General features: G+C 55.3%; 20 protein-coding genes. 1 reads left to right on the top strand and 19 read right to left on the bottom strand.

The genetic code is table 11. The features are described from left to right. Positions 1–280 precede the first annotated feature (280 nt). Positions 281–1,447, top strand: a complete 1,167-nt coding sequence (locus SDD30_RS06815; RefSeq protein WP_434074178.1) for a DDE-type integrase/transposase/recombinase — start codon at positions 281–283, stop codon at positions 1,445–1,447. A gap of 385 nt (positions 1,448–1,832) precedes the next feature. Here SDD30_RS06815 and SDD30_RS06820 read toward each other — a convergent pair whose 3' ends face one another. From SDD30_RS06820 to SDD30_RS06910, 19 genes are all read right to left on the bottom strand, one after another. Then, entirely contained in the window at positions 1,833–2,465 is a 633-nt protein-coding gene (locus SDD30_RS06820; RefSeq protein WP_434074291.1) for an indolepyruvate oxidoreductase subunit beta, read from the bottom strand. 16 nt (positions 2,466–2,481) lie between these two features. Further along, positions 2,482–4,509 carry a thiamine pyrophosphate-dependent enzyme gene (locus SDD30_RS06825; protein ID WP_434074179.1) on the bottom strand — a complete coding sequence of 676 codons (2,028 nt, stop codon included), beginning with the start codon at positions 4,507–4,509 and terminating at the stop codon, positions 2,482–2,484. 896 nt (positions 4,510–5,405) lie between these two features. Beyond that, on the bottom strand, positions 5,406–6,710 hold the full coding sequence (locus SDD30_RS06830; protein ID WP_434074292.1) for a phenylacetate--CoA ligase family protein: 1,305 nt from the start codon (positions 6,708–6,710) through the stop codon (positions 5,406–5,408). Beyond that, on the bottom strand, positions 6,688–8,202 hold the full coding sequence (locus SDD30_RS06835; protein WP_434074180.1) for a sodium:solute symporter family transporter: 1,515 nt from the start codon (positions 8,200–8,202) through the stop codon (positions 6,688–6,690). The genes SDD30_RS06830 and SDD30_RS06835 overlap by 23 nt, the downstream gene beginning before the upstream one ends. Before the next feature lie 212 nt (positions 8,203–8,414). Next, positions 8,415–10,124, bottom strand: coding sequence for a phosphoenolpyruvate--protein phosphotransferase (gene ptsP, locus SDD30_RS06840; RefSeq protein WP_434074181.1), 1,710 nt, complete (start codon positions 10,122–10,124; stop codon positions 8,415–8,417). Between the two features lie 22 nt (positions 10,125–10,146). Continuing rightward, complete coding sequence (locus SDD30_RS06845; protein ID WP_434074182.1) at positions 10,147–10,425, bottom strand: HPr family phosphocarrier protein; 279 nt, start codon at positions 10,423–10,425, stop codon at positions 10,147–10,149. 269 nt (positions 10,426–10,694) lie between these two features. Beyond that, positions 10,695–11,807: a uroporphyrinogen decarboxylase family protein gene (locus SDD30_RS06850; RefSeq protein ID WP_434074183.1), complete on the bottom strand. Its 1,113-nt coding sequence runs from the start codon at positions 11,805–11,807 to the stop codon at positions 10,695–10,697. Then, a complete protein-coding gene (locus SDD30_RS06855; RefSeq protein WP_434074293.1) occupies positions 11,804–12,205 on the bottom strand; it encodes a PTS sugar transporter subunit IIA in 402 nt (133 codons plus the stop codon). The genes SDD30_RS06850 and SDD30_RS06855 overlap by 4 nt, the downstream gene beginning before the upstream one ends. A 77-nt stretch (positions 12,206–12,282) precedes the next feature. After that, positions 12,283–13,116: a PTS system mannose/fructose/sorbose family transporter subunit IID gene (locus tag SDD30_RS06860; RefSeq protein ID WP_434074184.1), complete on the bottom strand. Its 834-nt coding sequence runs from the start codon at positions 13,114–13,116 to the stop codon at positions 12,283–12,285. 3 nt (positions 13,117–13,119) lie between these two features. After that, a complete protein-coding gene (locus SDD30_RS06865) occupies positions 13,120–13,887 on the bottom strand; it encodes a PTS mannose/fructose/sorbose/N-acetylgalactosamine transporter subunit IIC (protein WP_434074185.1) in 768 nt (255 codons plus the stop codon). Positions 13,888–13,899: 12 nt separating this feature from the next. Further along, a complete protein-coding gene (locus tag SDD30_RS06870) occupies positions 13,900–14,391 on the bottom strand; it encodes a PTS sugar transporter subunit IIB (protein ID WP_434074186.1) in 492 nt (163 codons plus the stop codon). A gap of 349 nt (positions 14,392–14,740) precedes the next feature. After that, positions 14,741–17,488 carry a sigma-54-dependent transcriptional regulator gene (locus tag SDD30_RS06875; RefSeq protein WP_434074187.1) on the bottom strand — a complete coding sequence of 916 codons (2,748 nt, stop codon included), beginning with the start codon at positions 17,486–17,488 and terminating at the stop codon, positions 14,741–14,743. Positions 17,489–17,782: 294 nt separating this feature from the next. Next, positions 17,783–18,799, bottom strand: a complete 1,017-nt coding sequence (locus SDD30_RS06880) for an ADP-ribosylglycohydrolase family protein (protein ID WP_434074188.1) — start codon at positions 18,797–18,799, stop codon at positions 17,783–17,785. Next, entirely contained in the window at positions 18,792–19,826 is a 1,035-nt protein-coding gene (locus SDD30_RS06885) for a carbohydrate kinase family protein (RefSeq protein WP_434074189.1), read from the bottom strand. Before SDD30_RS06885 ends, SDD30_RS06880 begins: the two co-directional genes overlap by 8 nt. Positions 19,827–19,839: 13 nt before the next feature. Beyond that, positions 19,840–20,652, bottom strand: coding sequence for an energy-coupling factor transporter transmembrane component T family protein (locus SDD30_RS06890; RefSeq protein ID WP_434074190.1), 813 nt, complete (start codon positions 20,650–20,652; stop codon positions 19,840–19,842). A 36-nt stretch (positions 20,653–20,688) separates the two neighbouring features. Then, complete coding sequence (locus SDD30_RS06895; RefSeq protein WP_434074191.1) at positions 20,689–22,422, bottom strand: ABC transporter ATP-binding protein; 1,734 nt, start codon at positions 22,420–22,422, stop codon at positions 20,689–20,691. A 91-nt stretch (positions 22,423–22,513) separates the two neighbouring features. Continuing rightward, on the bottom strand, positions 22,514–23,278 hold the full coding sequence (locus tag SDD30_RS06900; RefSeq protein WP_434074192.1) for a hypothetical protein: 765 nt from the start codon (positions 23,276–23,278) through the stop codon (positions 22,514–22,516). A gap of 143 nt (positions 23,279–23,421) precedes the next feature. After that, positions 23,422–24,429, bottom strand: coding sequence for an alcohol dehydrogenase catalytic domain-containing protein (locus SDD30_RS06905; RefSeq protein WP_434074193.1), 1,008 nt, complete (start codon positions 24,427–24,429; stop codon positions 23,422–23,424). Between the two features lie 35 nt (positions 24,430–24,464). After that, positions 24,465–25,253, bottom strand: coding sequence for a class I fructose-bisphosphate aldolase (locus SDD30_RS06910; RefSeq protein ID WP_434074194.1), 789 nt, complete (start codon positions 25,251–25,253; stop codon positions 24,465–24,467). Positions 25,254–25,265: the final 12 nt, after the last annotated feature.

The following is a 25,265-nucleotide window of genomic DNA, read 5'->3' on the forward strand; positions in this document are numbered from 1 at the left end:
ATGATGCGATCTAAGTGGGTTGTTTTTTATTGTGGCCTGCTGGGAAATTATGGTACACGTAAGTTCACAGGTCGAAATATTCCTTTCTATGGCGAACCTTATCCGAAAGGCCAATATGCGGTGATCGCACTTTACTATCGCCCGCCCTAAATTATTCAGGAAAAATTATCCCACGAAAAAATTAGACTGTAAAGGTGGCGCGATCACTCAGTTAAAATATAACCGAAGGAGGATCGGCTCACTCACGGCGAAATATAACCGAGGGGGATGATCATTGAGTATGTCCCTTAAAAGCCGCCGTGAGTATTTAAACACTATGCACGAGCGCTATTGTCAGGCTAATTCCCGAGCTGAAAAATCTCAGCTTATCGATGAGGTTACCGGCACACTGGACTATAACCGCAAATATGCTATTCAGGTGCTAAATGAACCTCTTCTACCGGTGGCCAAGCCACCTGCTAAGCGCAGCAAGTCCTTACTATACTTGGAGGCTATGCCGGCCATCCAGCGGGTCTGGGAGGCTCTGGATTATCCTTGCGCCGAACGTTTACACCCAGTTCTCCTCTCTACAGCAGAGCACCTGGCCAGTCACGGTGAACTTACCCTTGCAGCTACGGTGCGAGAACAGCTGGCAGAAATCAGTCGTTCTACTTTGGCCAGGCGCTTGGCTAAGTGGCGTTCGCCTAAGCCCAAGTTTACTTTGTCTAATCAAAAGCGCCTCTCCCGGCTTCGTTCGGAGATCCCCATCGCTCATTACGATTGGCAGGAAGACCGGCCTGGGGCTCTGGAGATTGACCTGGTGGAGCACAATGGCGGTGCAGCCATCGGCCACTTCGGTTATACCTTATCTGTTGTCGATGCTGTTTCCGGTTACAGCCGCCGCCGGGCCCTGCTGGGTCGTGGCCAGACGGGTGTTCTTCGCGAGCTGATGCTAATCCTCTCGGAATGGCCTTTTCGCCCCTGGGGCTTGCATTCGGATAATGGCAGCGAATTTCTTAATGACCAGCTGCTTCGTTTTTGTAAGACGAATAATCTCACCTTTACCCGCAGTCGCCCTTACCGCAAAAATGATAATCCCCACGTTGAGCAGAAAAACCGTCAGTTTGTCCGGGAAATTGTGGGGTATGAGCGCTATGATACACCGGAGGCCATTACCTGGCTCAACAGTGTCTATGCTTGCCTGGATATCTACGCCAACCTTTTTTTACCTATGCGCAAGGTGATAGCTAAGGAGCGTCGTGGTGCCCATGTCCATAAAAGTTATGACGTCGCCAGGACACCCTTGGAACGTTTAAAGGAGGCTGGTGTTCTTGAGGTTCAGACCTTGGCTCAGCTCGAACGACAACTTCAAAATACTAGCCCCCTGGCGCTTCACAAAGAACTGGAAGATCTCATTGCTATGGGGCCTGCTAATGAAGCTGCAGAAATAGAAACCGTTGCCCAATAGCCTGTGGATATGCCGCGACTGTGGACTTGTGGACAACCCGGTTAAAATTAGTAAAAGCAGTGCCCTTTACCATTCGTGCTGAAGCCCTTTGAGATAATTACTTTTCGCAAGGGGTTGCCCACAGGGTCCACAGCCGCTTGGATAATCCTTCGCTTCGCTACGGATTGCCCACATATCCACAGGCTCGACGACAGTGGAAAGGAGATGATGATGAAGAACTATTTCCAGTTATTAACTCTTTTAGGTTAGTTTTTTATTTGAGTGAGCTACCCGCCTTCGGTTAGGTTTTTATGTGGGTTGACACGGGTGGTTGTAAGCAAAGCAAGGCAAGCAAGGCTCAAATATCCACTTCAACCGCCGTGACGTAATTATGCTTGCAAGATAGTCACTTCCCAGACCCTTCCTCCCATCCGAGCTGGAAGGCTTTTTTATTGACATCCCGGAACTTCACCGGTACGGAATTGGCCATAGCCTCATCCCAGGCCGCCTGGCTGATGGGCAGCCGCCGGGCCAGGGCGCCCATGAGGACCATATTGACGGCTTTGACGTTGCCGGCCCGGCGGGCCAGGTCTAGGGCATCCAGGACCAGGGTGTTCTGCACCAGCCGGCCCATCTCCCCCACCAGATCAGCCGGGTAAGTGGCCGCCCCGGTGAGGACGGGGAGGGGCGGCAGCTCCTGATCGTTGACGATCAGCCAGCCGTTGGCCCGCAGGTAAGGCAGCCAGCGGCGCGCCTCCAGCTTTTCAAAGGCCACCAGGAAATCGGCCGTGCCGGGGGCCATGACCGGCGCGAAGACCCGGGGACCGAAGCGCACCTGGGTCACCACGCTGCCGCCCCGCTGGGCCATGCCGTGGATATCGGAAACCTTGACCTCGCCCCCCAGGGAAAGGGCCGCCCGGGAAAGGACGCGGCCGGCAAGGATGGTTCCCTGGCCGCCAACGCCGACCAGCAGGACGTTAATTACTTTTGCCGGCGTCTTCTTCACCCCGGCCGTATTTAAGACATTGTTTTCGTGCATAATTTTAACGACCTCTTCAGGCATCTTCTTCACCCGCCTTGCTGATAGCCTCGTTGGGGCACACCCGGGCGCAAAGACCGCAGCCGTTACACTGGACCGGGTCAATAACCGCCTGCTCGCCGTTAAAGGAGAGGGCCGGACAGCCCAGGTCCAGGCAGTAGCGGCAGGCCAGGCAGTTATCCGGGTCGACGGTATAGACAGCTTCTTTTTCCTTCTTCAAAAGCGCGCAGGGCCGGCGGGCGATAATCACCGAGGGCTCCAGGGCGGCAGTTTCCTCCCGGATAACCCGCTCCACCGCCTCTAAGTCATAGCTGTCCACTACCTGCACCCGACGCACCCCCAGACCGCGGGCGATTTGTTCCAGGTCGGCCTTCGGGGCTGGCTGACGGGAGGCAGTATAGCCGGTACCTGGGTGGTCCTGGTGGCCGGTCATGGCCGTGGTGCTGTTATCCAGGATGATCAGGGTGCCGGTGCCGCCGTTGTAGACCATATCCAGGAGGCCGGTCATACCCGAATGAAGGAAGGTGGAGTCACCGATGACCGCCACCACCCGCCGGGCAAATTCCTGCCCCCGCGCCTTCTCCAGGCCCATGGCCACCCCCAGGCTGGCACCCATGCAGATGCAGGTATCCATGGCCTGTAAGGGCGGCGTCGCCCCCAGGGTATAGCAGCCGATATCGCCGGCTACCACCAGCCCCAGTTGTTTTAATATATAGAAGACGCCGCGGTGGGGGCAACCAGGGCACATCAGGGGCGGCCGGCCGGGGAGGTCGGCCGGTACAGCGGTAGCAGCGGTAGATCCAGCCGTCGGGTTAGCCTCAGCCGTAGCCGCTGTACCCGTCGGCACCAGCCGACAATCCGGAGCGACAGGAGCTCCTGGTGCGATATTACTATCCTGTAACGCTGCCCGGGTAGATAACATAATGCCTGAAACCGCGGCAGCCGTTTCTTCCTCGACCGCCGTGGCCGCCGCAGCCTCTAAGGCCGCAGTCACCCCACCGGTGACCGGCCCTTGCGCGGCTGCTTCCTCCGTCCCCGCGGTAGCCGCCAGCTCCCGGTTAACCAGTTCCGGCGCCAGGGCCGCCACCCGGGTACCCACCGTCCGGGCGACAATACTGCTGCTCAATTCGTCTACCCGCGGTACCAGTTCCTTGCCGGTCACCGCCAGGCCCAGGGCCCGGACCTGGTCTTCAATAAAAGGCTCCAGTTCCTCCACCACATAGCAGGTGCCTACGGCGTCGACGAAATCGTGCACCAGCTTTTCCGGTAAGGGGTAGGTCAAGCCCAGCTTCAATACTGAAACCCCGGGGAGGGCTTCCTTAACATATTGGTAGGCAACCCCCGCCGTAATTACACCCACGCGGCGGTCGGCCCATTCCAACCGGTTCAAAGGGGTGGTCTCCGCGTAGGCCAGTAGTCTTTGCCGCCGCTCCTCCACCACGCCATGGCGGACTTTCCCGAAGGCCGGCAGCATAACGTACTTGGCCGGTTGCTTGACATAATCCTTGAGCGGTATCTCCCGGCGCTCGCCATGTTCAACCGGACTGTAGGAGTGGGCGATGCGCGTTGTCAAGCGCAGCATCACCGGTGTATCGAATTCCTCGCTCAGGTCAAAGGCCAGCATAGCCATATCCCTGACTTCCTGGCTGTCGGCCGGCTCCAGGCAGGGGATCTGGGCCAGGCGGGCGTAAAAACGGTTGTCCTGCTCATTCTGGGAGCTGAAAAGCCCCGGGTCGTCGGCCGATACCAGGACCAGGCCGGCGTTGACGCCGGTATAGGCCAGGGTCATCAGGGGGTCGGCGGCCACATTTACCCCCACGTGCTTCATAGCCGCTAGGGAGCGGGCACCGCCGATGGCGGCGCCGATAGCGACTTCCAGGGCGACTTTTTCGTTGGGTGCCCATTCAGCATAAACTTCCGGGTAACGGGCCAGGGCTTCAATGATCTCTGTGCTCGGCGTCCCCGGGTAAGCGGCGGCCACCCGCAACCCCGCCTCCCAGGCACCCCGCGCCAGGGCATGGTTGCCGATTAATAACTCGCGCACAGTTCCACCTCTCCATTATTCAGGCCTGCAACCAGCAGGCCCCGGAGTTTTTTCTACAAATCAATACCCAGTGCGAATCAGGTTGCTATACCGGCTTCCGCCATTTTATCGGCTAAATTAAAACAGGCCGCCTTTTATCCGGCGGCTTGAATGAATACCACCTTATTTCTCCCCACGATTCACAGGTTCTCCCACCCTTGTTCCGCTTCCCAGATATCGAATTCACCTGTTTCTACAGGTTTTTTGGTGTACCCTTTGCTATGCTTGCGTTCCATAACCATCATCTTTCGTTGTTCGCGGGTCAGCCGGAGGGTATGCCGGAGGGTATAATGGTTAAAGGCCGACCGCGTTATACCCGGGCGCCTGGTAACCGGGTTTACCTTTACCGATAAGGATGTACCGAGGTTAATCCAGATGGTGCGCGTGGCTATCACCTTGCCTTTATACGGCCTTTTATTAACAACATAATAATACACATGAAAATAGGCGTCAATGAGTAAAAATAAAACCTGCTCTGATGGTAGGCAGGTATGCAGTAAACGACATACAAAATAATTCTTGACTCATCTTATAAAATGGGGGATAATTATTGTTAAGAGGGAAACAATTATAACCAAAGTGCCCTCTGGTGGCCCCACCAACCGGGGTTCATCTCAAACCCTTGAAGTTGTTAGCGCAACTTCAAGGGTTTTTAACTACTCCCGCAGCATGGTAATGCCTATTACCAGGGTCTGAAGAGACAGTAGAGCTCCGATGATTTGAAGCATCTCGGATACTGTAATCACCGGCCCCACTTCCCTTCGGGTAATATACCCCGGTAGGTAGGGCCTTTTTCTTCGGCGTAATTATTCCCCAGACACTATTCTACCTTATACATTATAATTTGCCAACATTTTTTATACCTGCTTATCCCGCAAATCCACCACCCGCTGGGCCTTGCCTTCGCTGCGGGCGATGCTGTTGGGCTCCACCAGGCGCACCCTGGCCTTCAACTGCAACACTGTATGCAGGCGGTCGTTGATCTTTTCCTCCAGCTCCTCCAGGTGGCGGTAACGGTCGCTAAAAAAGTCCGGGGTCACCTCCACCCTGATCTCTAGTTCATCCAGGTAATTGCGCCGGCTGACGATGAGCTGGTAGTGGGGCGACACGCCGTCGATTTCCATAAGGACGCTCTCCACCTGGGAGGGGAAAACGTTGACACCGCGGATAATAAGCATGTCGTCGGTGCGGCCGGTGATCTTGGCCAGGCGCGCCGTGGTACGGCCACAGCGGCAGGGCGCAAAGTTCAAAGAGGAAATATCCCGGGTACGGTAACGCAACACCGGCAGGGCTTCCTTGGTCAGGGTGGTAATAACTATCTCCCCCTTGACCCCCGGCGGGCAGGGTTCCCCGGTAACCGGGTCCAGGACCTCCACCAGGAAGTGGTCCTCAGCCACGTGCTGGCCGTCCTGGTACTCACACTCGCCGGAGACACCGGGACCCATCACCTCCGACAGGCCGTAGTTATCCGTGGCCAGCATCCCCCAGCGCCGCTCAATCTCCCGCAGCATCTCCCGGCTGGAGGCTTCGCCGCCGAAGAGGCCCAGGCGCACGGGGAGGGCCACAGGATCGACGCCCTCCGCTTCCGCCACCTCGGCCAGGTGCAGGACATAGGAAGGCGTGCCCACCAGAACGGTGGTGCCGAAGTCTTGCATTAACATAATATGCCGCTTGGAATTGCCGGCTGAGGCCGGGACGACGGTGGCTCCCACCCGCTCCAGGCCGTAATGGAGGCCGAAGCCGCCGGTGAAGAGGCCGTAACCGAAGACCACCTGGGCGACATCAGCGGACGTCACCCCGGCCAGGGAGACCATGCGGGCCACCAGGTCCGTCCAGGTCGCCATATCACGGCGGGTATAGCCCACCACCACCGGCCGGCCGGTGGTGCCGGAAGAGGCATGGAGGCGGACAACTTCCTTCAAGGGCACGGCGAAGAGGCCGTAGGGGTAATTTTGGCGAAAGTCTTCCTTGGTGGTCATGGGCAACAACCGCACGTCCGCCAGGCTGCGGATGTCCGACGGCCGGACGCCCCTGGCGTCCAGGGCCTGGCGGTAGAAAGGTACCCGCTCGTAAACCCTGGCTACCGTCTCTTGCAGGCGGGCCAGTTGTAAAGCTTCAATTTCCGCCCGCGGGCGGCACTCATTTGCCGAATCCCAGATCATCACTCACCAGTCCTTTAGAAGTTACCATACTCACCCTACCGGCACCAAAAACCCTGGCCAGGTGCTCCCGGGAAAAGGCCGGGGTGACCAGGCTCACCAGGGGGACTACCCCCAGGGGGGTGATCATGGCCAGGGAGCCGATAGTCGGGATGACGCTACCGTCAAGGTGGTAGTAAAAGGATAAGCCCAGGGATATTATCAACCCGCTCAGGAGTCCCGCCCAGGCCCCGGCTTTGGTGGTGCGCGGCCAGTAGAGCCCGTAAAGATAAGGCGCCAGGAAGGCCCCGGCCACCGTACCCCAGGAGAGGGACATGAGGACCAGGATAATGGTAGGCTTTAAAGCGATATAGACCGACAGGCCGATAAAGAAGACACATAAGAAACGCAGCAGGGTCATGACCACCCGCCGCGACACCCCTGGTGCCGACCCCTGGACCAGGTCAATGGCCACGGCCGAGCTGGAAACCAGCACCAGGGAGGCCAGAGTGGACATGGAGGCTGCCAGCACCAGCAAAAGTAGGAGTAATCCCACCCAGGGCGGTAGGTACTGGTTGATAATCTGGGGCATGATCAGGTCCGGGTTGGGTTTGCCACCCAGCATGGGCATCTGGTTGTTAAAGAAGAGGCGGCCAAAGGCACCGGTGAAATAGGCACCGCTGGCGATAATTATAGCAAAGAGGGTAGAAACCACCGTTGCCGGCCAGATGGAGCGCTCATCCTTGATGGCGTAGAATTTCTGGACCATCTGGGGCAGGCCCCAGGGCCCCAGGCTGGTGAGCAGCACCAGGGATAGGAGGGCGAACCAGTTGGGCCCCACCGGGGACACCAGCTTGGGGTTTATCGCCGCCAGCTGACTGACACCGCTGGCCAGGCCACCCACCGGCGACGCGGTCAGGACATAATAGATGAGGACAAAGACGCCGCCGATCATGATCAAGCCCTGGATAAAGTCCGTCAGGGTGACGGCGATATACCCGCCCAGCACCAGGTAGGCCGCCGTAAATACTGCCATAGCAATGAGGGCCGTGGTGAAGTTGAGGTGGAAAACCTGTTCAAAAAGATAGCTCAGGCCCATATAAACGGAAGCCGAGTAGGGGACCAGAAAGATAAAGATCAGTAGCGCCCCCACCGTCCGCAAGGCTGGGCTGTCGTAACGCGCCGCCAGGAACTCGGGCATGGTCATTACATTCAAGCGTGTCGTCATGGTCCGGGTCGGCCGCGCCAGGACCCTCCAGGCCAGGAAGCTGCCGATAAAGGCATTACCGATGACGATCCATAAGTCAGAAAGGCCGAAGCCCCAACCAACCTTACCGGCGTAGCCAATAAAAATAACGGCGGAGAAATAGGTCGTCCCGTAAGCAAAGGCCGAAATCCACGGACCTACGTTACGACTACCCAGGAAGAAACCGCCGACATCCCGCGATTTCTTCAGGCTGTAAAAACCGATAATGATCAGAGCAGCAAAATAGAGGCCCAAAATAAAAAACTTCAATCTCCCATCCTCCCATCCTACCGTGAAGTTTTACTGGGTTAACATATTCAACACCGGCGGTTAAAATCCTGCCGGCCGCCTAAAGATTCTGGTCACAAAAAAAGGCAGCATGGTTATCCTGCCTTTTTGTCGTATTGTATCCATGCTCCCCGTGCCATACTTTAAGCCGTCTTAACGCCGGAATAAAAAAGGGCAAGGTTTTCCTGCCGGAATTAAGTAAACTCGCTTAAGGCTGCCCGTACTTCTTGGGGACCTGGTAGTTCGAGCAGCCTCCGCACCAGTTTCCTGGCCTCGTGGTAGGCAATCTTATTAATAGCTTCTTTCATCGGCGGTATAAAAACAGGGCTCATGCTTATTTCATCCAGGCCCAGGCCAACCAGCAGGGGGGCGGCCTGAATTTCACTTCCCAACTCACCACACAAACCCACCCATTTGCCATAACGGTGGGCCGCCTTAACGGTCACATCTATCAGCTTCAGCACGGCAGGGTGACAGGCGTCGTACATCCCGGTCACTCTTTCGTTACCCCGGTCTACCGCCAGGGTGTACTGGGCCAAGTCATTGGTGCCGATGCTGAAAAAGTCCACTTCCCGGGCCAGGATGTCAGCCATCAGGGCAGCTGCCGGAACCTCAATCATCATGCCGGTTTCTACGCGGCTAACGGCCAACCCGCTGGCCTCCAGTTCCAGCCGGGCTTCGGCCATAATCTTTTTAGCCTCTCGTATCTCCTCCAGGGCCGTCACCATAGGGAACATAATCCTCAGGTTGCCGTAAAGGGCAGCCCGGAGGAGGGCTTTGAGCTGGGTCTTGAAAATCTCTTGACGGGTCAGGCAAAGCCGCAACCCCCGCAATCCCAGGAAAGGATTTTCGTCATGCCCCTGGTTCAAGTAGGGCAGGGGTTTATCACCACCAACATCCAGGGTACGGACCACTACCGGTTGTCCCTGGAAGGCAGCCACTACCTCTTGGTAAGCTTGAAATTGCTCCTCTTCCCCCGGCGGTTCCTCCCGGTTCATAAAGAGAAATTCCGTACGAAATAAGCCCACGCCCTCGGCGCCGTGTTCCAAGGCTATTTTTACTTCCGCAGCTTTCCTGATATTGGCTACTAATTCAATTTGCCGGCCATCCCTGGTCCTGGCCGGTCCGGTACATTTTATATTGAGCCGGCCTGCCTCCAGGGTTACTTTTTTCTTTTTATATTCCTCTAATAGCTCGCTGCCGGGGTTTAAGTAAACCGCCCCGCTGCTACCGTCGATAATGGCCGTGTCGCCGGCCCTGGCCTGGTCCAGCAGCCCCCGAACACCCAGAACGGCAGGTATCCCCAGAGCCCTGGCCACGATGGCCGTATGGCAGGTAGTGCCGCCTGTCTCCGTGGCAATACCGGCAACTGTATCCCGGGAAAAACCGGCTGTTTGCGATGGGGTCAGTTCCCCGGCGACGATAATTGCTCCCGGCGGCACTTCCCGGGCCGGCCGCATTCTCGTCGTAAGCTTTGCCACCAGCCGGCCGGCCACATCACGAATGTCCGCAGCCCTCTCCCGGAACAGGTCGTCGTCCAGGGCGGCAAAGCTGCCGGCTATGGCTTCGGCTACTTCTTCTACCGCCCGGGCGGCGTTTTTCTTCTCAACCTGGATTTTTTCCTTCACACCGGCAATAAAAGTGGGATCAGTAAGCATCAGGATATGGGCCTTAAAAATACCCGCCTCTGCTTCGCTTATATCCCGCCTTGTTTTATCGGCCAGCTCTTCCAGGTCCCTTTTAGCCCGGCCAAGGGCCTCCTCCAGCCGCGTCAACTCGGCTTGGATTTCCTCCGGCCCATATAAAAGCTGGCTGTTGCCGGTTTCTTCTTCCCCGGATTTTAGTTCCAACAGGTACACCGGCCCAATTCCTATTCCCGGCGCAGTGGCAATTCCTTTCAGCATCCAGCCATCTCCCCTTAAACAGTTACCCCGCCAGTTCATCTTCGCCCAGGCCTGCCTGCACCAGTTCCACCAGGGTAGCCAAAGCCTGATCGGCATCCGCCCCTGCGGTGCGGATGACCAGTTCGTTGCCGCATTTGGCTCCCAGGCCCATAACCGCCAGGATGCTTTTCCCGTTGGCCTCTTTACCGTCTCGCTGGACGCTAATATCAGCTATAAAGCCATTGGCCGCCTGGACGAATACTGCTGCTGGTCGGGCGTGTAAGCCGGATGGATTTTTCAGAATAACTCTGGCCTCTGGCATAAAGTCATCTCCTTAAAAATAACGCCGTATACCATTTTTTTCTTATACTGGTGTCACGCCGGCGCATGGGCGTCTACCCTGAAAATAACCTCGCTTCAGGCTGGCACCCTTGCCATTAAAGCAGCACCAGCAGTAGTTAAAATAGATCGGTTAAATCTGGCTTAACCGGTTAAACCGGACCATCTCCTTACCATCACCGTTTACACTCCGATTAATGAACTATAGTATCATAAAGTGAAATTTAACACCAGATATTTTCACCGCCGGTTTTAATATCTCCCCAGTTCCGCCGCCGCCCGGTACATAGCCACTATGCTTGCCGGAGCTACGTCCGGCCCGATATGGTTGGCGGGCGCCAGGATATAGCCGCCGCCGGGAGCCAGCTCCTGCAAGCGCTTTTTAACCTCTTCCACCACAGCTTCCGGGCCGGCAGGCAGGGCCTGCTGGATGTCAATACCGCCTATAAAAGCAATAACCTCGCCAAATTCCTGCTTAACAGCCGCCAAGTCCATGCCCACTCCCGGTTGTAAAGGGTGTAACACTTCTATACCGGCTTCAATATAGCCGGGCAGGAAGGGAGTAATAAACCCGTCGCTGTGGGCCAGGACATAAGTGCCCGGCGACTTGCTTTTTACTAAATCCACCAACTTCCGGTACCAGAGCTGGAAATATTTTTTAAACAGGTCCGGGGAAATAATGGGGCCGGCCTGGGAGCCGTAATCGTCCCCGGGCAGTTCCAGGATGTCAATATAGCCCCCTACTTCATCCAGGTATACTTCCATTAAACCATAGATCGTATTGCCGATGTGATCAACCAGGCAGCGGGCCAGGGCTTCATCCAGCAACAGGTCCATCATGAACTGCTCGGTGCCGCGTAGTTGCCCGGCCTGCTCCAGCAGGCCGTAGGAACAAACCGAACGGGCCACTACCGCCAGGCCGGCCTCCCGGTAGGCCCGCGCCCGTTCCCTGGTCCCGGGAGCCGGCCGGTAATCGCCAGGATCGGGCCAGGGATAGTTCTCGATGTCTTTAGTTGTAGACTCGGCCAGGGTTGGCTGCATATGGGAAAACCCATTAATCTTTTCTACCGTTAATCCCCACCCATTCATGGCCCTGTTGCCGGTCTTTCGTACCAAATCAGGTGTTGGTTGATAAACATAACGGCAATCTATCCCCAGGGCCGCCTGTATCCTCTCGTCGAGGTAGTTACCCGTCTTAAAACCATCCTGGCGAAAGGGCGGCCAGTCGGCGGCCAGGCCCAGGTGCTCCAGCAGCCGCCGGTAAGCCGCATCGTGGATATTGTAAGCGCTGCCGCCCAAAGCCAGGGGTACCCGGTCGGGTTCTTCATGTTTTAAGGCTTTAACAACCCTTTCCCTGCTGTTCATACAGCTGCACTCCCCATATCTTCCGGCTTCAGGGCAGAGATCCCTTGGCGGCCCCAGTCCTGTACCTGGTCAACTAAACTCGCCAGGTTTGCCCCTTTGCGATGGATAAATAATTCCAGCAGCAGCGGTAGGTTAACACCGGTTACCACAGCCCTGTCGCCTGAACTTACCATCTCCCAAGCTATATTCGCCGGGCTTCCCCCGGCCACATCCACCAGGAGCAATACCCCGTCACCCCGGTCCAGTTCTCCGGCTGCTTCCCGGGCCCTTTCCCGGAAGGCATCAATCTGATCACCAGGTTTGAGCGCCAGTGCGCGCACCTGCTCCTGGGGTCCTAAAAGCATGATAATAGCCTCAAGGAAAGCCGCTCCAATTTCACCATGAGTCAGCAATAGCACACCAACCAAGGATATAATCCTCCTAATTGAAGTTGGGTCCACGGGCCTGGAGGTTAAGTCCAGGCCCGTAAAACCTGTTAAAAAATCTTTAGTAAAGAACCCACCAGACCTACTACGATGGTAAAGCCAAGTAATTTCATAATCGACCAGTTGCGGAATTGATGCAGGTACCACATCAGGCCCACCCACAGGAGGGGCAAAAACTTAGGCATCATGCCATCCAGGATGGATTGCAGGGTCGTCGCTTTTTGCTGCAGGGTCCACTGGATAGGCGTCGAGAGGGAAACGAAGGTGGCGCTCAGCGCCCCTACGACCACCAGGCCTAAAATATTGAGGCTGCGGGTTACCCTTTCGATAGTTGCAGGAGTTAAAAACTCGGAATCCAGGACGTTTACGCCCAGGTTATATCCCAGGCTAACCCCGGTGGTCATCATATACCAGGTCAGGGCGACCCAGATCACGGCATAAATAACCGGTCCCAGGATATTACCCTGCAAGGCCATACCCATGGCAAAACTCAGGAGGATAGCATTGATGGCACTGGCCCAGAGGGAATCACCTATAGCCGCGAAGGGGCCCATCAGACCGCTTTTAATGGCATTGATGGTATCATCCGGTATTTCTTCACCGGCTGCTCGCTGGCGCTCAATGGCCGCTATGGCGCCAATGATGGGACTACCGATGGTCATCTCCGTATTAAAGAAAACCATGTGGCGCTTGAGGGCGGCGCCGAGCTCCTCTTTACCCTGGTAGAGCTTTTTTAATACCGGCAACAAACTCCAGGCAAAGGCAATATGTTGCATGCGTTCCCAGTTCCAGGCCGAGGTATTAAAAAACAGCCAGCGCAAAGCAACTCCCCGGAGATCCTTTTTAGTTATTTCCGCTACGCCCCTGCTCCCCTGTTCTTGCATCTTTTACGCCTCCTTCCCGGTGGTTTCAGTGGTGTAGATTAAATTAATCAGGGCCAGGGACAAACCTGCCACCGATACGGGTAAAATGGGCAACTTCAAAGCGGCAACCGCCAGAAAACCAAGGAGGAAAAAGGCCATATAGCGATTGTCTTTATTCAACATTTTGAGAAGGACGGCCATACCTAAGGCCGGGAGCATACCACCGATAACAGTTAAGGCTTTGGTTAACCAGGCCGGGATGAGAGCTACCAGGTTATTGGCAATTGGAGCTCCGAAATAAATAACCAGGAAGGCCGGTACAAAACGGAGGATAAAGGCGAAGATCTGGGGGGCGCCCATTAACATAAAGGTCAGGCCGGGAATATTCGCCCTTTCAGCATAACTGTCGGCTGCATGGGCAAAAATTACGCCCACGGTGGCGAAGAGCTGCCAGGTAAAGGTGCCTACCAGGCCCAGGGGCACAGCCAGGGTAACGGCAACCTCCGGCGATACTTTAGTCAGCATGGCTAAAGCCGTACCCACATAACCGGCGAAATTCAAATCAGCCGCCATGGCCCCGCCAGGAGTAACGGCACCGATATATAAAGCATTAATGGTAGCCCCAATCATCATACCGGTAGGCAAATCGCCCAAGATCAAGCCCACCAGGGTACCGGCAATCAGGGGGCGGCCGAAAACATACCAACCTATGGGCTGACCACCCAGCCAGGGGGTGGCAATCCATCCCAAATAAGCGACAAAGGCAATAGCTGCCGCCTGCCATAATTCCATTTTTAATCCCTCCTATACCTTTACTACCTTTTCCCACGTAAAACGGGTATCACCCGGAACAGTCTGAAAATAGACCTCATAACCCCTGGCCTTAATTTCCTTCAGGGCCGCCAGGCCGCCGGCATCCAGGTAAACATTGGGAGTAATTTTGGTCCTCTCCGGCGTCTTGCCGGCATTGCCCATGTTTATTTCCCGGGGGAAAACGCTATCGTTTCCTACGCTACTAATAAGCCTTTGCGCTACCGCCGGCGTTTTGACAATGAGCATAATCCTGTCGCCCTCATTATCCCGGGCCAGGGCCGTAACCGCCGTTGCCACGTTGTAGACGCTAACTGGTATCCCCGGCGGTGCCGCCATTTTTAATACTTTGGTCAACACCGGGTTGCCGGCGCTGGCGTCATCCACAACCATAATACACTTAGCCTTAACGTGACCTACCCAGGCCGTAACTACCTGGCCATGTATCAAGCGTTCGTCAATACGAAATAGGACTATGGCACCCAATTCCTGCCAACACCTCCTTCCTAAAAGATCTGGGATTACCTGGAACTTCTTCCCCCTTCCCACCTCCATAAAAATTTAATTTTAACGTAACAATCCCTTAACATTGCAAGTTTTATGCCAGCCCTTATATTGACCTGGCCAGGGTTAAGTGTTTAAGACACTGGAAAACAAAAGAGCCTGCCAGGTATTACTTCTATCGGCAGGATTGATTAACCGCAGACGACCCGCGTTAACTGGCGACGCCAGTCTAGATTATATGCAGCCCATGCTAACGCTCCTTTCCTCCACTAAGGTCACATGCATGATATAATTCCCCGGCTGCAGCAACCGGGCCCCCTTAACCTCTGTTTTAAGTTTCCAGGAGAAATTGCACCACAAAAGCTATTTCACCGTCTGGAACAGCAATATTAAAATTTTCTTCCAATCCGGCCAGGGTTTCTTTGACCACCGCCCACTCGCGAGGATAGTGCTTCTTTATCTCTTCCTCCCCCGGCCAGGAGCCGGCCTGCTCGCCGGCCTGGAGCCTTTCCACCAGGCAGCTTAAATGCACCGTCAGGTTAATGATGTGGTGGGGCAGCAACTGCCGCTCCAACTTCCGGCCGAGCTGCCGGGTGATTGGTGAGCAGAGGCCAAGCATTTTCGCCGGATCGAGGAAACGCAGGTACTGGGCCAGGACCGTTTCCAGCTCCTGGGGGGTGATATCCATCTCTCCCTGCGGTAGCTGCAACAGCTTCTGCAGGTGCCGGCGGCCCTGCCCCAGCAGCCATTCTTCCAGGGAAATAAAAGGTACCCCCGGTAGCTGCAGATCAACGCTACCAATAACCGCTATGACATTCTCCCGCTTTCCCAGGGAAGGGAGGCCGACCCCACCCCCGGGTGCCCGGCCATGCATATTGACGGTCACGATATTGATCTCCTCGCTGTCCCCCAGCCATTCCTGGATCATGGCCTTGATGCGGCGGGCCGCGCCCGCCCCGGTCAGGCAGGTGGCGATAATGATTTTTTCCCCCTGGTCTTTCGGTGACCAGTATTCCGCCGGGTGATGATACTTGCCGACCTCCGCCGCCAGTTCCTCCAGGGGTGCCCGGCCGGCTTTACGGGCGGCCTCAATCACCATAGCCGTCGTTACATTATCCAGGATGTGCAGCGGGAGACCCGTCCTCCTGGCGATAATCTCTCCCCAGGAGACCAACGGCTCCATATCCACCAGCAAGAGGACACCCCGGCCGCAGTCGGCCTGGCGCACCACCCGGGTAGCTTCTATTAACCACTGCTGCGGTTCGCCTTCCAGGGGGATATCCAGGGCCCGGGCGATATTTCCTCCCACGACTTTGTTGGCCACTTCCGCCATGCTGGTAGCTGTACGGCTGCCGTGGGCCATGACGACGATGCCCACCCGTTCTCCTGCCGTTTCCTTCCCGCTGGTTGTGAGCCGCAATAACATGGCCAGATAACCTGCTTCATCTTCAGGAAGAACCAGATTGAGTTTCCGGGCAATTAAAGTCGTTACTTTACGGGCGACGGCGATCTCGCGGGGATATTCCTTTTCTATCTCCTCCAGGTAGGGGTTGATAATCTCCTGCCCGGCCTGCAGGCGCTGCCGGCAGGCATTCAGATGCAGGGCCAGGGCCAGAAAAGTATTGGTGTCGATCTGACCGGGCAATTCTTTTCCGGCTATTTTTACTGCTTCTTGGGCGAGAGAGACGATATCCTGGCCCACCAGGCGCGCCAGGCGCAACCGGGCGTTTTTCCAATCCCGGACGTTTTCTTCCAGATAGCTTTCATAGTATGCTTTCAGGGCCTGCTTGGCCCGTTGCCAGCGGGCATCTTTCCGGTCACCCTCAGTACCGGCAGCCTGCCATTCCTTATCCAGCAGGGTATAGAGATCCGGCAGACGGGGATTACTGATACCAGTGTCCGTGTCACCAGGTTCGATGTACCATTCCTCTTCCAGGGCGAGCCCGGCCAATTCCTGCAGGTAGTTCTGCGCCCCTACCGGGGCCGCCCGGATATGATGGGGCAGGCTGGCGGCCGTAATAACCACTTCCCCGGTTCCCTTACTGGTAGCCTCCAGCAGGGCGCGGGCGCAGGTCAGGCGCACATCGTTAAAAAGCTGGCCGATATTGCCCGGACAATCATAGAGCAGCAGGGCGCGGACGGCATCGACGCCGATCTTTAACGGCCGGTTAATCTGTCTGCTCTCTCCGGCTAATAGATATTTTAAAAGGGCCAACCTTTCCGCCAGAGGCCGCTCAGCCAGGGCCGGGATGTTGATCAGCACCGGGAAACGCCGGTAAAAGGTAGCCAGCAGGGAAGAATGGGGGTCGGCGGTGGTGGCGCCGACAACCATGGTGGTGCAGGAACGATAATTACCGGTTTCCCCCAGGCGCCGGTACTGGCCGGTGTCCATTAAATAAAAAAGCATTTCCTGGCCTTCCGGGGGCAGGCGGTGAATCTCATCCAGGAAAAGGAGGCTCTTGTGGGCGGCATCCACCAGGCCGGGCTTTTCCTGGGTGGCCCCGGTGAAGGCGCCCTTAACGTGACCAAAGAGCTGGCTCATGAGAAGCTGGGGGTTATGGGCGTAATCAGCGCAGTTAAAGCTGATCAGCCGGGCCTGCCCGCCCACCCGGCCCAGGGTTTGGGCGTACTTAAACATCGTGCGGGCGAAAAGGGTCTTACCGGTGCCGGTGGAGCCGATCAGCAGGGTATGGAGGCCGTGGGGCGGGTAAAGGAGGGCGGCCCGGGCCTGTTCCACGGCTAACTTAAGGCTCTGGTTCCACCCTACCAGGCCGGCAAAGGGGTTCATCGCGATTGCGGCAATCGCTCTGGCCGCCAGGTGCCCGCCGCTTTCCTTATTATCCCTTACTTTAATTTCCTCCCAGTACTGCCGGGTGACAAAGCGCACCGGCCGGCCGGAAAATTTGACTACCAGGCCTTCCTTGACCAGGTAATTAAGGTCGCCGCTGGCGTTACTCCGGGTTATGCCGGCCTCCCGGGCGACATCCAAAGCCGTGCAGCCAATCTCCAGTTGTCCCTCCCGCGTTTTGCCCCGACAGAGCCTGTCCAAGGCCAGTAGTACCTTCTTTTTGCGTTCCATTACCCATCTCCATCTCCAATTTATGAAACACATTAAAACACTACTAACAGTGTAGCTTATCTTAAACCCTGAAGCAAGAACTTTCGATAGGTAAAGATTTCTCCGCGATACAAAAAATAAAAACTCCCGCACCAATGAATCGGGGAATCAAAAAGTACCGGCACGCCGGTACCTGGCTGGTACTCTTATTAGATTCCATGCTTTTAAGAAACCCCATGATCAGACCCTTCCCTATCATTTAAGAGCAGGTCGGCGCCGACGCCCTGGTTGACATTAGAGTTAAAATTACCGCCATTACTTGTCCGCCTTCCTGAGCCGCAACAGCTTTATTGCTAGTCCTCTGCAATCCAGGTTATTAACCGTTTCTACCCGGGAAACCAAGGCAACATTAAAGGCCCGAGAACCCTTTAAAGCCCCACAGATGGCCCCGGTAATGGCAGCTATGGTATCCGTATCGCCACCCATATTGACGGCTTCTATAATAGCCGGCATTGGTTCACCGCCGGTAACTGCCACCAGGGCCAGGGCGGTAATCACGCTTTCGGTGACTGTCATATCCACGCCAATGAACTCATAAAGTGCCCGTATGCGGTCCGCCCTTCCGGTATAATGAGAAATAATTTCCAGGGCCAGATCCAGGCGCCGTTCCAGCAACGGGGTCCAGCACCGGCAACCATAATCGCGGCCGGCTACAGCGCCCAGGCGTGCGGCCTCCAGGACGTTATCTACACTGGCCCCCGGTACCAGCGCCGCGGCAATAGCCGCACTAACAGCAGCGGCCGCCGAAATAGCCAGGCTGGTGCCATGGGTGGGCAAACAGGCAATAGCAGTTTGTTCCATCAGCAGTTGCCAGTTATCCCGAAAGACAAGAGCCACCGGCGCTACCCGCATCGCCCCGCCGTTGGTCCTGCCTTGACATCCAGCCTCGGCAGGTGTTGCTCCCCTTTGCAAGGCTTTCAGCGCCTGAGCCGTTGAAGGGCCGATAAACCCTTTGGCAAAAGCGTCTGCTTCCACCGCCCATTGCAATAAAGTATCAGCAACTAGCTCTGGAGTCAAGCGCCGATGGTTAATAAGGGCCCTGGCCAGGGCAACGGCCTGACCTGTATCATCCGTCACTGCGCCAGCCGGGAAACCCGCCCGGGGATGGGAGGCTAAGGGCACCTGCAACTCCCATACCCGGCCCCCAAAGCTGCCGGCAATTTCTGCCGGAGTTAAAAATTCCGTCGGCATGCCCATGGCATCGCCTAGAGCTAACCCCCACAGGCAACCAAGGGTTTTTTCCAGCTCGATCGTAAAATCCTGCTCAAGCACCAGCCATGCTCCCTTCCGGTTGTAACCTGGCTGCTACTGCCGCCGGCGTCAGCCGCCCCCAGCGCGCCCCCTGACCCTCAATGGCCAGTGAAGCGCAGGCAGTGGCAAACTTTAACCGCGTTTCCACCGGCCACCCTTTTAAATAAGCCGCCAGATAACCCGCCGTAAAAGCGTCGCCGGCTCCAGTAGTATCAACTAACCTGGCCGGCATCGCTGGTTGCCAGGATAAATCGTCCGGAGCCAACCTGATACAGCCCCGGGCGCCAAGGGTTACAACTATCTCCTCCAGCGCTCCCTGCCACCAACCCGCTTCTTTAATCACTAAGGCCAACCACTCGGCTAGTGCGGGTAGTTGCGATGGCACCTTTGCTTCCTGGCCCAGTAAGAGCATACATTCTTCCCAGTTAAGGAAAAGGCCCTTAATTCCCCGGCTGGCATCAGCCAGGGCGGACCAGCCCTCCCGCACAAAAATGCCACCTGGCCCGTAGAATACCTGCTGGTCCCGGGAGCAGGCTCCGGTTACCAATTGACGGACCAGCGGTAAATAGGCCTCGCCAATATACAGTAGCTTGCTTTCCCATACCCCGGCCGGAACCCGGGCTGTTTCGCTATACAAAGCGGTCCCTCCCAAAGAAAGGATGGCTCGCTGGCCCGCCGGGTTGACCATCACCACGGCACTCGCTGTGTTACCGTCGGTTACGGTAGTGATTAATTCGGTAGCAACTCCTTCACTGGCAAAGGCTTGCTTCAGGTATTGCCCGGCCGCATCGCCGCCGACTAAACCGGCAAAAGCCACCCGTTCCCCTAACTGGGCCAGGCGGACAGCTATATTAGCTGTCGAGCCTCCCGGTTCCCGGTGCACCTCCCTGGCCAGGACCAGCTGATCGGCCCCGGGAAAAGTGTCCACCTGGACTACCAAGTCAACAGCAGCGGCCCCGACTGTAACCACAGCATAAGGGAGGGCCGGCTCTCGTGTTTGATTATCATACGGTTTCTCTTCAAGGTAGTGACCCTCTAGCGGTACCATTAAAGACTCCTCCTTATAAAAGCCCCGGAATAACCCCGCCAAAACCATGTAACCTCACGGTAACGGCCATACCCAACCATACTCCCATAACCGCCAACAGGATATAATCTATCGTACGGAAAACCGGTCGGTTGATTAATGTCCGGGGCCGGTTAGGATCAAAAGCCCGCGATTCCATGGCTACACTCATATCATTCACGATCTTCAAAGAGCGCAGGGACAGGGGAATTACATAAGCTGTATGCTTTTTAAATCGACTCCATAGGCCGCCCTTATCAAATTCACAGGCCCGGGATTTTTGAGCCTCGACGATAGTCTCATGCTCCGCTAAAAAATGGGGAATTAACCGGAGAATAATGCCAATCACAAAGGAAAAAGCAAAGGGTAACCGTAGATAATAGAGGCCGGCGATTAAATCCCTGGTACTGGTCGTCATGGCAACTACTATAAAAGCAAAAAACAAAGTAAAAATACGAAAAGCTACTCCTAAACCATAAGTAAAGCCCAGGTCAGTGATTGGCCAGGACAAAACTGGTATTGCGGCCAGGGGATGGCCCGTATTACGCAAAAAAAGCGTCCATAACAACCAAGAAAAGAAACCTACATAGAGACCTATCCGCCCACTACGAAATACCTGGCGCCAGGATAAATGACCCGCGATAATCATGGCTAGTACTGTAGCGAAAGTCAAAGCCTGGTATAAAGGGTGGCTGAAAACCATGATCATGATAAATACCCAGCCTACATAGAGCAATTTGGTCCGCGCATCTAAACGGGTAACCGGTGAATTGCCACCTTGAAAGAAGTCAGTCCTAATATTTGCCATGATGGCCCCCCGCTTTCTCTATCCTGATAAAACTCTCTAAAGTAATCCTGCCAAAGTTGCATATGCTTGCTCTACCGTATACATCTCACCTTGCCAGCCGCCCCGGCGCAATTCTTGTCCGATTTTGGTTACCGCTGGTGCCTCTACATAACATTGTCGTAATAATTCTTCCTGGCGGAAAATAACCTCCGGTTCTCCAGCTAAGATTACCTGGCCACTTTTCATTACCAGCAAACGATGCGCATAACCGGCAGCCGCCGCCACATCATGGGTAATGACAACTATGGTCATCCCTTTCCGGTTAAGTTCCCGGATATAATCAATAATTCTGGTGCTGATAGTGTAATCAGCTCCCGTTGCCGGTTCGTCCAGCACCAAAATCCGCGGTTGCATAATCAGTATCGAAGCAATGGCCAGCAGTTTGCGCTCAGCTAAACCCAGAAAAAACGGGTCTTTTTCGCGGTAACTCTGTAAATTTAATTCCGTCAGGATGGCCGCTACCGCCTCCTGCACTTGTTCCTCCGGCCAACCCAGATTACGGGGCCCAAAGGCCAGTTCTTCGGCTACTGTCTTGGCAAAAATCTGATGGTCCGGATTTTGAAAAACATAGCCCACTTTATTAGCCAACTGGGCGACGCTGACTCTTTTAGTGTCAATTCCTTCGACCAGAACACTACCTGTTGTCGGCCGTAACAGGCCATTGAAATGTTTGGCCAGCGTTGTTTTGCCCGAGCCATTGTGCCCTAATATCGCCAGTATTTCCCCCTGGAAAACCTGTAAAGACACCCCTTCCAGGGCTTTTTTGCCGTCAGGATAGCTATAACAAACATTATCGACTATAATTTTAGCCGTCCTGGTATCAACTTTCTCGACCGGTTTTGGCGGCGGCTCCGCCACGTAATTAACCGTGGCGGTAATAGGTTGCCTTTTAAGTGCCAGATTACTTAAAAAGCCCGGTAAGGATACTGGTAAAGGTCCGCTCCATTGACCTCCTGTCCTTAAACGCCAGGCCAGATCAGTTACTTGAGGTAGTCTTAGCCCTAGCCCTTGCAGTAGTTCGGCGTTGTCAAAGACAGCTTCCGGCTGGTCGTCTAAAATTATCCGCCCGGCGTCTAAGACCACTATCCGGTCAGCTAAAGGCGCGCTTTGTTCCAGGTCTTGTTCACAAAGTACAACCGTCAAGCCCATATCTTGATTTAAGCGTTGGATAACAGCCAGCACTTCCTCTTTACCCCGGGGGTCTAGTTCAGCCGTAGGATTGTCCAACACCAACACTGCGGGTTGCATGGCTAAGGCTGCCGCAATAGCCGTCCTTTGCTTTTGGCCACCTGATAAACGCCAGGGAGAACGACTTTCCAGTCCGGTTAGACCGGTTATGGCCATGGCCCAGCGACTGCGTTCTAATATTGCTGCCGGAGGAAGGCAGATGTTCTCCAGGCCAAACTGGACATCCTCTTCGACTGTCAAACCCACTAATTGCGATTCCGCATTTTGAAAAACAATTCCCACCCGGCTGGCCAAATCGGCGATAGTCGCCGTCGACACATCTAAACCTGCCACCCGGGCTTTCCCTTCAAGTCTACCGCCAAAAAAATGGGGAATAAGACCGTTCAAGATATAGCAGAGCGTACTTTTCCCCGAACCTGTCCGGCCTGTGACGACGATAAACTCGCCGTGTCCTACCTTTAAATTAATATCGTTCAGCACCGGCTGGTTCTCCCGGCTGCGGTAACTATAACTAACGCCGCTCAACTCAATAACAGGATCCATTACTTAATATAACCTCCTGTATAACCCGGAAAATAATTTACGTCGTTGGGCAAGCGGCAGCCCTGGCCAGGGGCTGCCGCCGCCATTGCGCTTAGACCTTGTCGTTATAACGGCCTTCAACTTCAAAACGCATTTCATCTATTGATAAGCCGTATTTATCGGCTGCCGGGCCCACAATCCGCGCGACCAGCGGACCAGCCAGGCCGCCAATGAAAGTGGTTAAAATAACAGCCGGGAAAACGCCTACCCAGATGACCTCTGTTGGTAACAGGCGCAACCATTGAAAAGAAGAACAAAGGTAAAAGGAACCGATAACACACCAAAGCAAACTGATGCCGTAATATTTTAACCATGCGTTTCTTTGAGCCATGTTGCGTTGCTCCGGCTGCCGCATGAGACGGTAAAATAAATAGGGCATCCACCAGGCAATTACCGCTCCGCCAATACTTCCCGGCCCGAGGGTTCCCGCCAGGGCGTCGCCGAGTAAATTAGCCAGCCCCACACCCCATACCGCCGGCATGCCAAAAATAGCACCGAAAGGGAAACGTACCATGGCATCAGCACGAAAAGTAATAGTCCCCGGCACAAGAACAATAACGGCCCCTACGGCCTGTAAGATAACCGATAACGCTGCCGTCATACCCATAACAGCAATTGATTTTGTATTCCAGCGGCGCTGGCGTTTCACCAGACGCGGCCAGGGCGTCAGCACCAGCTGGTAGCTAAACATTTCTCCGATGAGAATTAAAGTCATGATGACCAGTAAAATGGTACCAATAACATTCATTCCCTGAAAACCGATACCCCGCCCAATACTCCCTAAAAAGCCGAGAAGATTTTTCAAAAATTCTACCATGATTATTCCCTCCCCAAAATTTTTTCAATGTTAATCAGTAATAATATCCCGAAAACCGACTTTCTGCGTCCTTCGCGTCCTATACCTCACCTCCCCTAGCCAGAGAACCCAGGCCGTTGGCCAGGAAAAGCTTCCTTCGCGCCCTATACCTCACCTCCCCAGGGGAGTATCAAGCCCTTAAGGCCTTTGCCAGCCAACGTGTCCTTCAGGGCCTGTTCTGTTGCCGCCAAAGGGTAGCGTTCGGTAAGGAGATCACCTACATGTATTTGTCTGGAAGCGATGAATTCCAGTGCCCGGGCAAATTGCCCCGGACTGAAACCAAAAGTGCCCATAAAAATAACTTCGCCATAATGAACCTGCTCCAGTTCCAGCGGAAAGCTCATGCCTTGAGGGAGCCCGGCAAAAAAGTTAACTATCCCACCCCGGCGCACATTCCGGACACCCTGGCTGATCGCTTCCTGTACGCCGGCGGCAATTAGTACTACGTCAGCCCCGCGCCCTTGGGTACAAGGGCGTAGGTCAACTTCTTCTCGGCTGGCGTCGAAAATGCCATCCAGGCCCTGAGCGGCAATTTTCAGGCGATGGGGCAGCATTCCGCTTAAAAAAACGCGGGCGCCAAAGGCTTTGGCCAGGCGGGCCAGGAGGATGCCCATCGGTCCATCGCCAATGACGAACACCGTTTGCCCGGCCCTGATACGGGAGGCCTCGATGCCATGTAAAGCACAGGCCACCGGTTCGGTCAGGCTGGCCTCAGCATAATCAAGGCTGCCGGGCAGGTGATAAAGACCTCGCCCCCCGGTAGCTGCCGGTACACGCACATATTCAGCAAAACCGCCAGGTTCAATGCTGACAGCAAAAAGGTTGGGGCACTGGGTCGGTTGGTCATTGCTGCACCAGTAACAGTGGCCGCAAGGAATATAAGGTGCCACCGCCACCCGGTCCCCTTCCCGGGGCCCGTCTTTGTTATTAATCGTCCTCGGGGCAGTCACAACTACTCCCGCCACTTCATGACCGAGAACCGCCGGCGGCTTTTTAAACGGATGGCCGCGCAAGTAAGTCTTGGCATCAGTAGCGCATACCGCGCTCGCTATTACTTTGATTAACCAATCCCCTTTTTCCAACGGAGGCAAAGGCTCTTCCCGGATTTCCATTTGCCCTGCCCCCACATAAAATGCTGCCTTCAATGTCATACCGCCTCGCTTGCCATAGCTAAGTATTGTGCAAAAGCTTCACCGGGCGTTAAATTCCTTTGCCAAACAGCATTGATCGCTCGAATGATGGCTTGGGGCCGGGAATGGGCCCAGATATTACGGCCGAAAATCAGACCGGCCGCGCCCGCGTCGCAGATTCCCCGTACTAACTCCAGGAGTTTTAATTCTGCGGCCAAAGGTTCACCGCCGGCAACGGCAACGGGAATGGGACTGGCTGCAATTAAGCTGCTAAAACCGGCAAAGTCATCTTGAATCGGCGAATAGAAAATTTTGGCGGCATCAAAGCCTAATTCAGCGCTGATACGTAAGGCGTCCCGCACGGGCAGGCTATCATGACCTGGCATCAATTCCACTATAGCCGGCAGGCCGTTGACATGGGCCTCCTCCGTCAGTAACCCCAGATTCCGCAAAAGGTTATTGTTTTCTCCCTGGCGAAACAAACCCATCGTTAAGATGCCATCCGCCCCCAGGCGCAGAGCGCAGGCCGCACTGGTAACCTGAACCGTGTCTGGCATGGCAGGAAATGACGTAGCGGCATCCACTCGTAATAAAAGGGTTTTAGGATAACAGTCCGGCGGTAACAGTTCCCATAACCCCCGGCTCACCAGCAAACCGGTCACCGGCTCTGATATCAGCTTCCTGATTATCCCCCGGGGGTCTGCCGGTCCTCCTTGCTGGCCTTGAAAAAGGCCGTGATCCAGCGCCACAATCAAGCCGCCTCCTGGCGGCAACAAGCGGCGCAAACGCAATTGCCTGCCTGTCAAAACTTCCACTCC

The organism is Moorella naiadis (nom. illeg.), from assembly GCF_051020825.1.
In the GTDB taxonomy this organism is placed as follows: Bacteria; Bacillota; DSM-521; order Neomoorellales; family Neomoorellaceae; genus Neomoorella; species Neomoorella naiadis.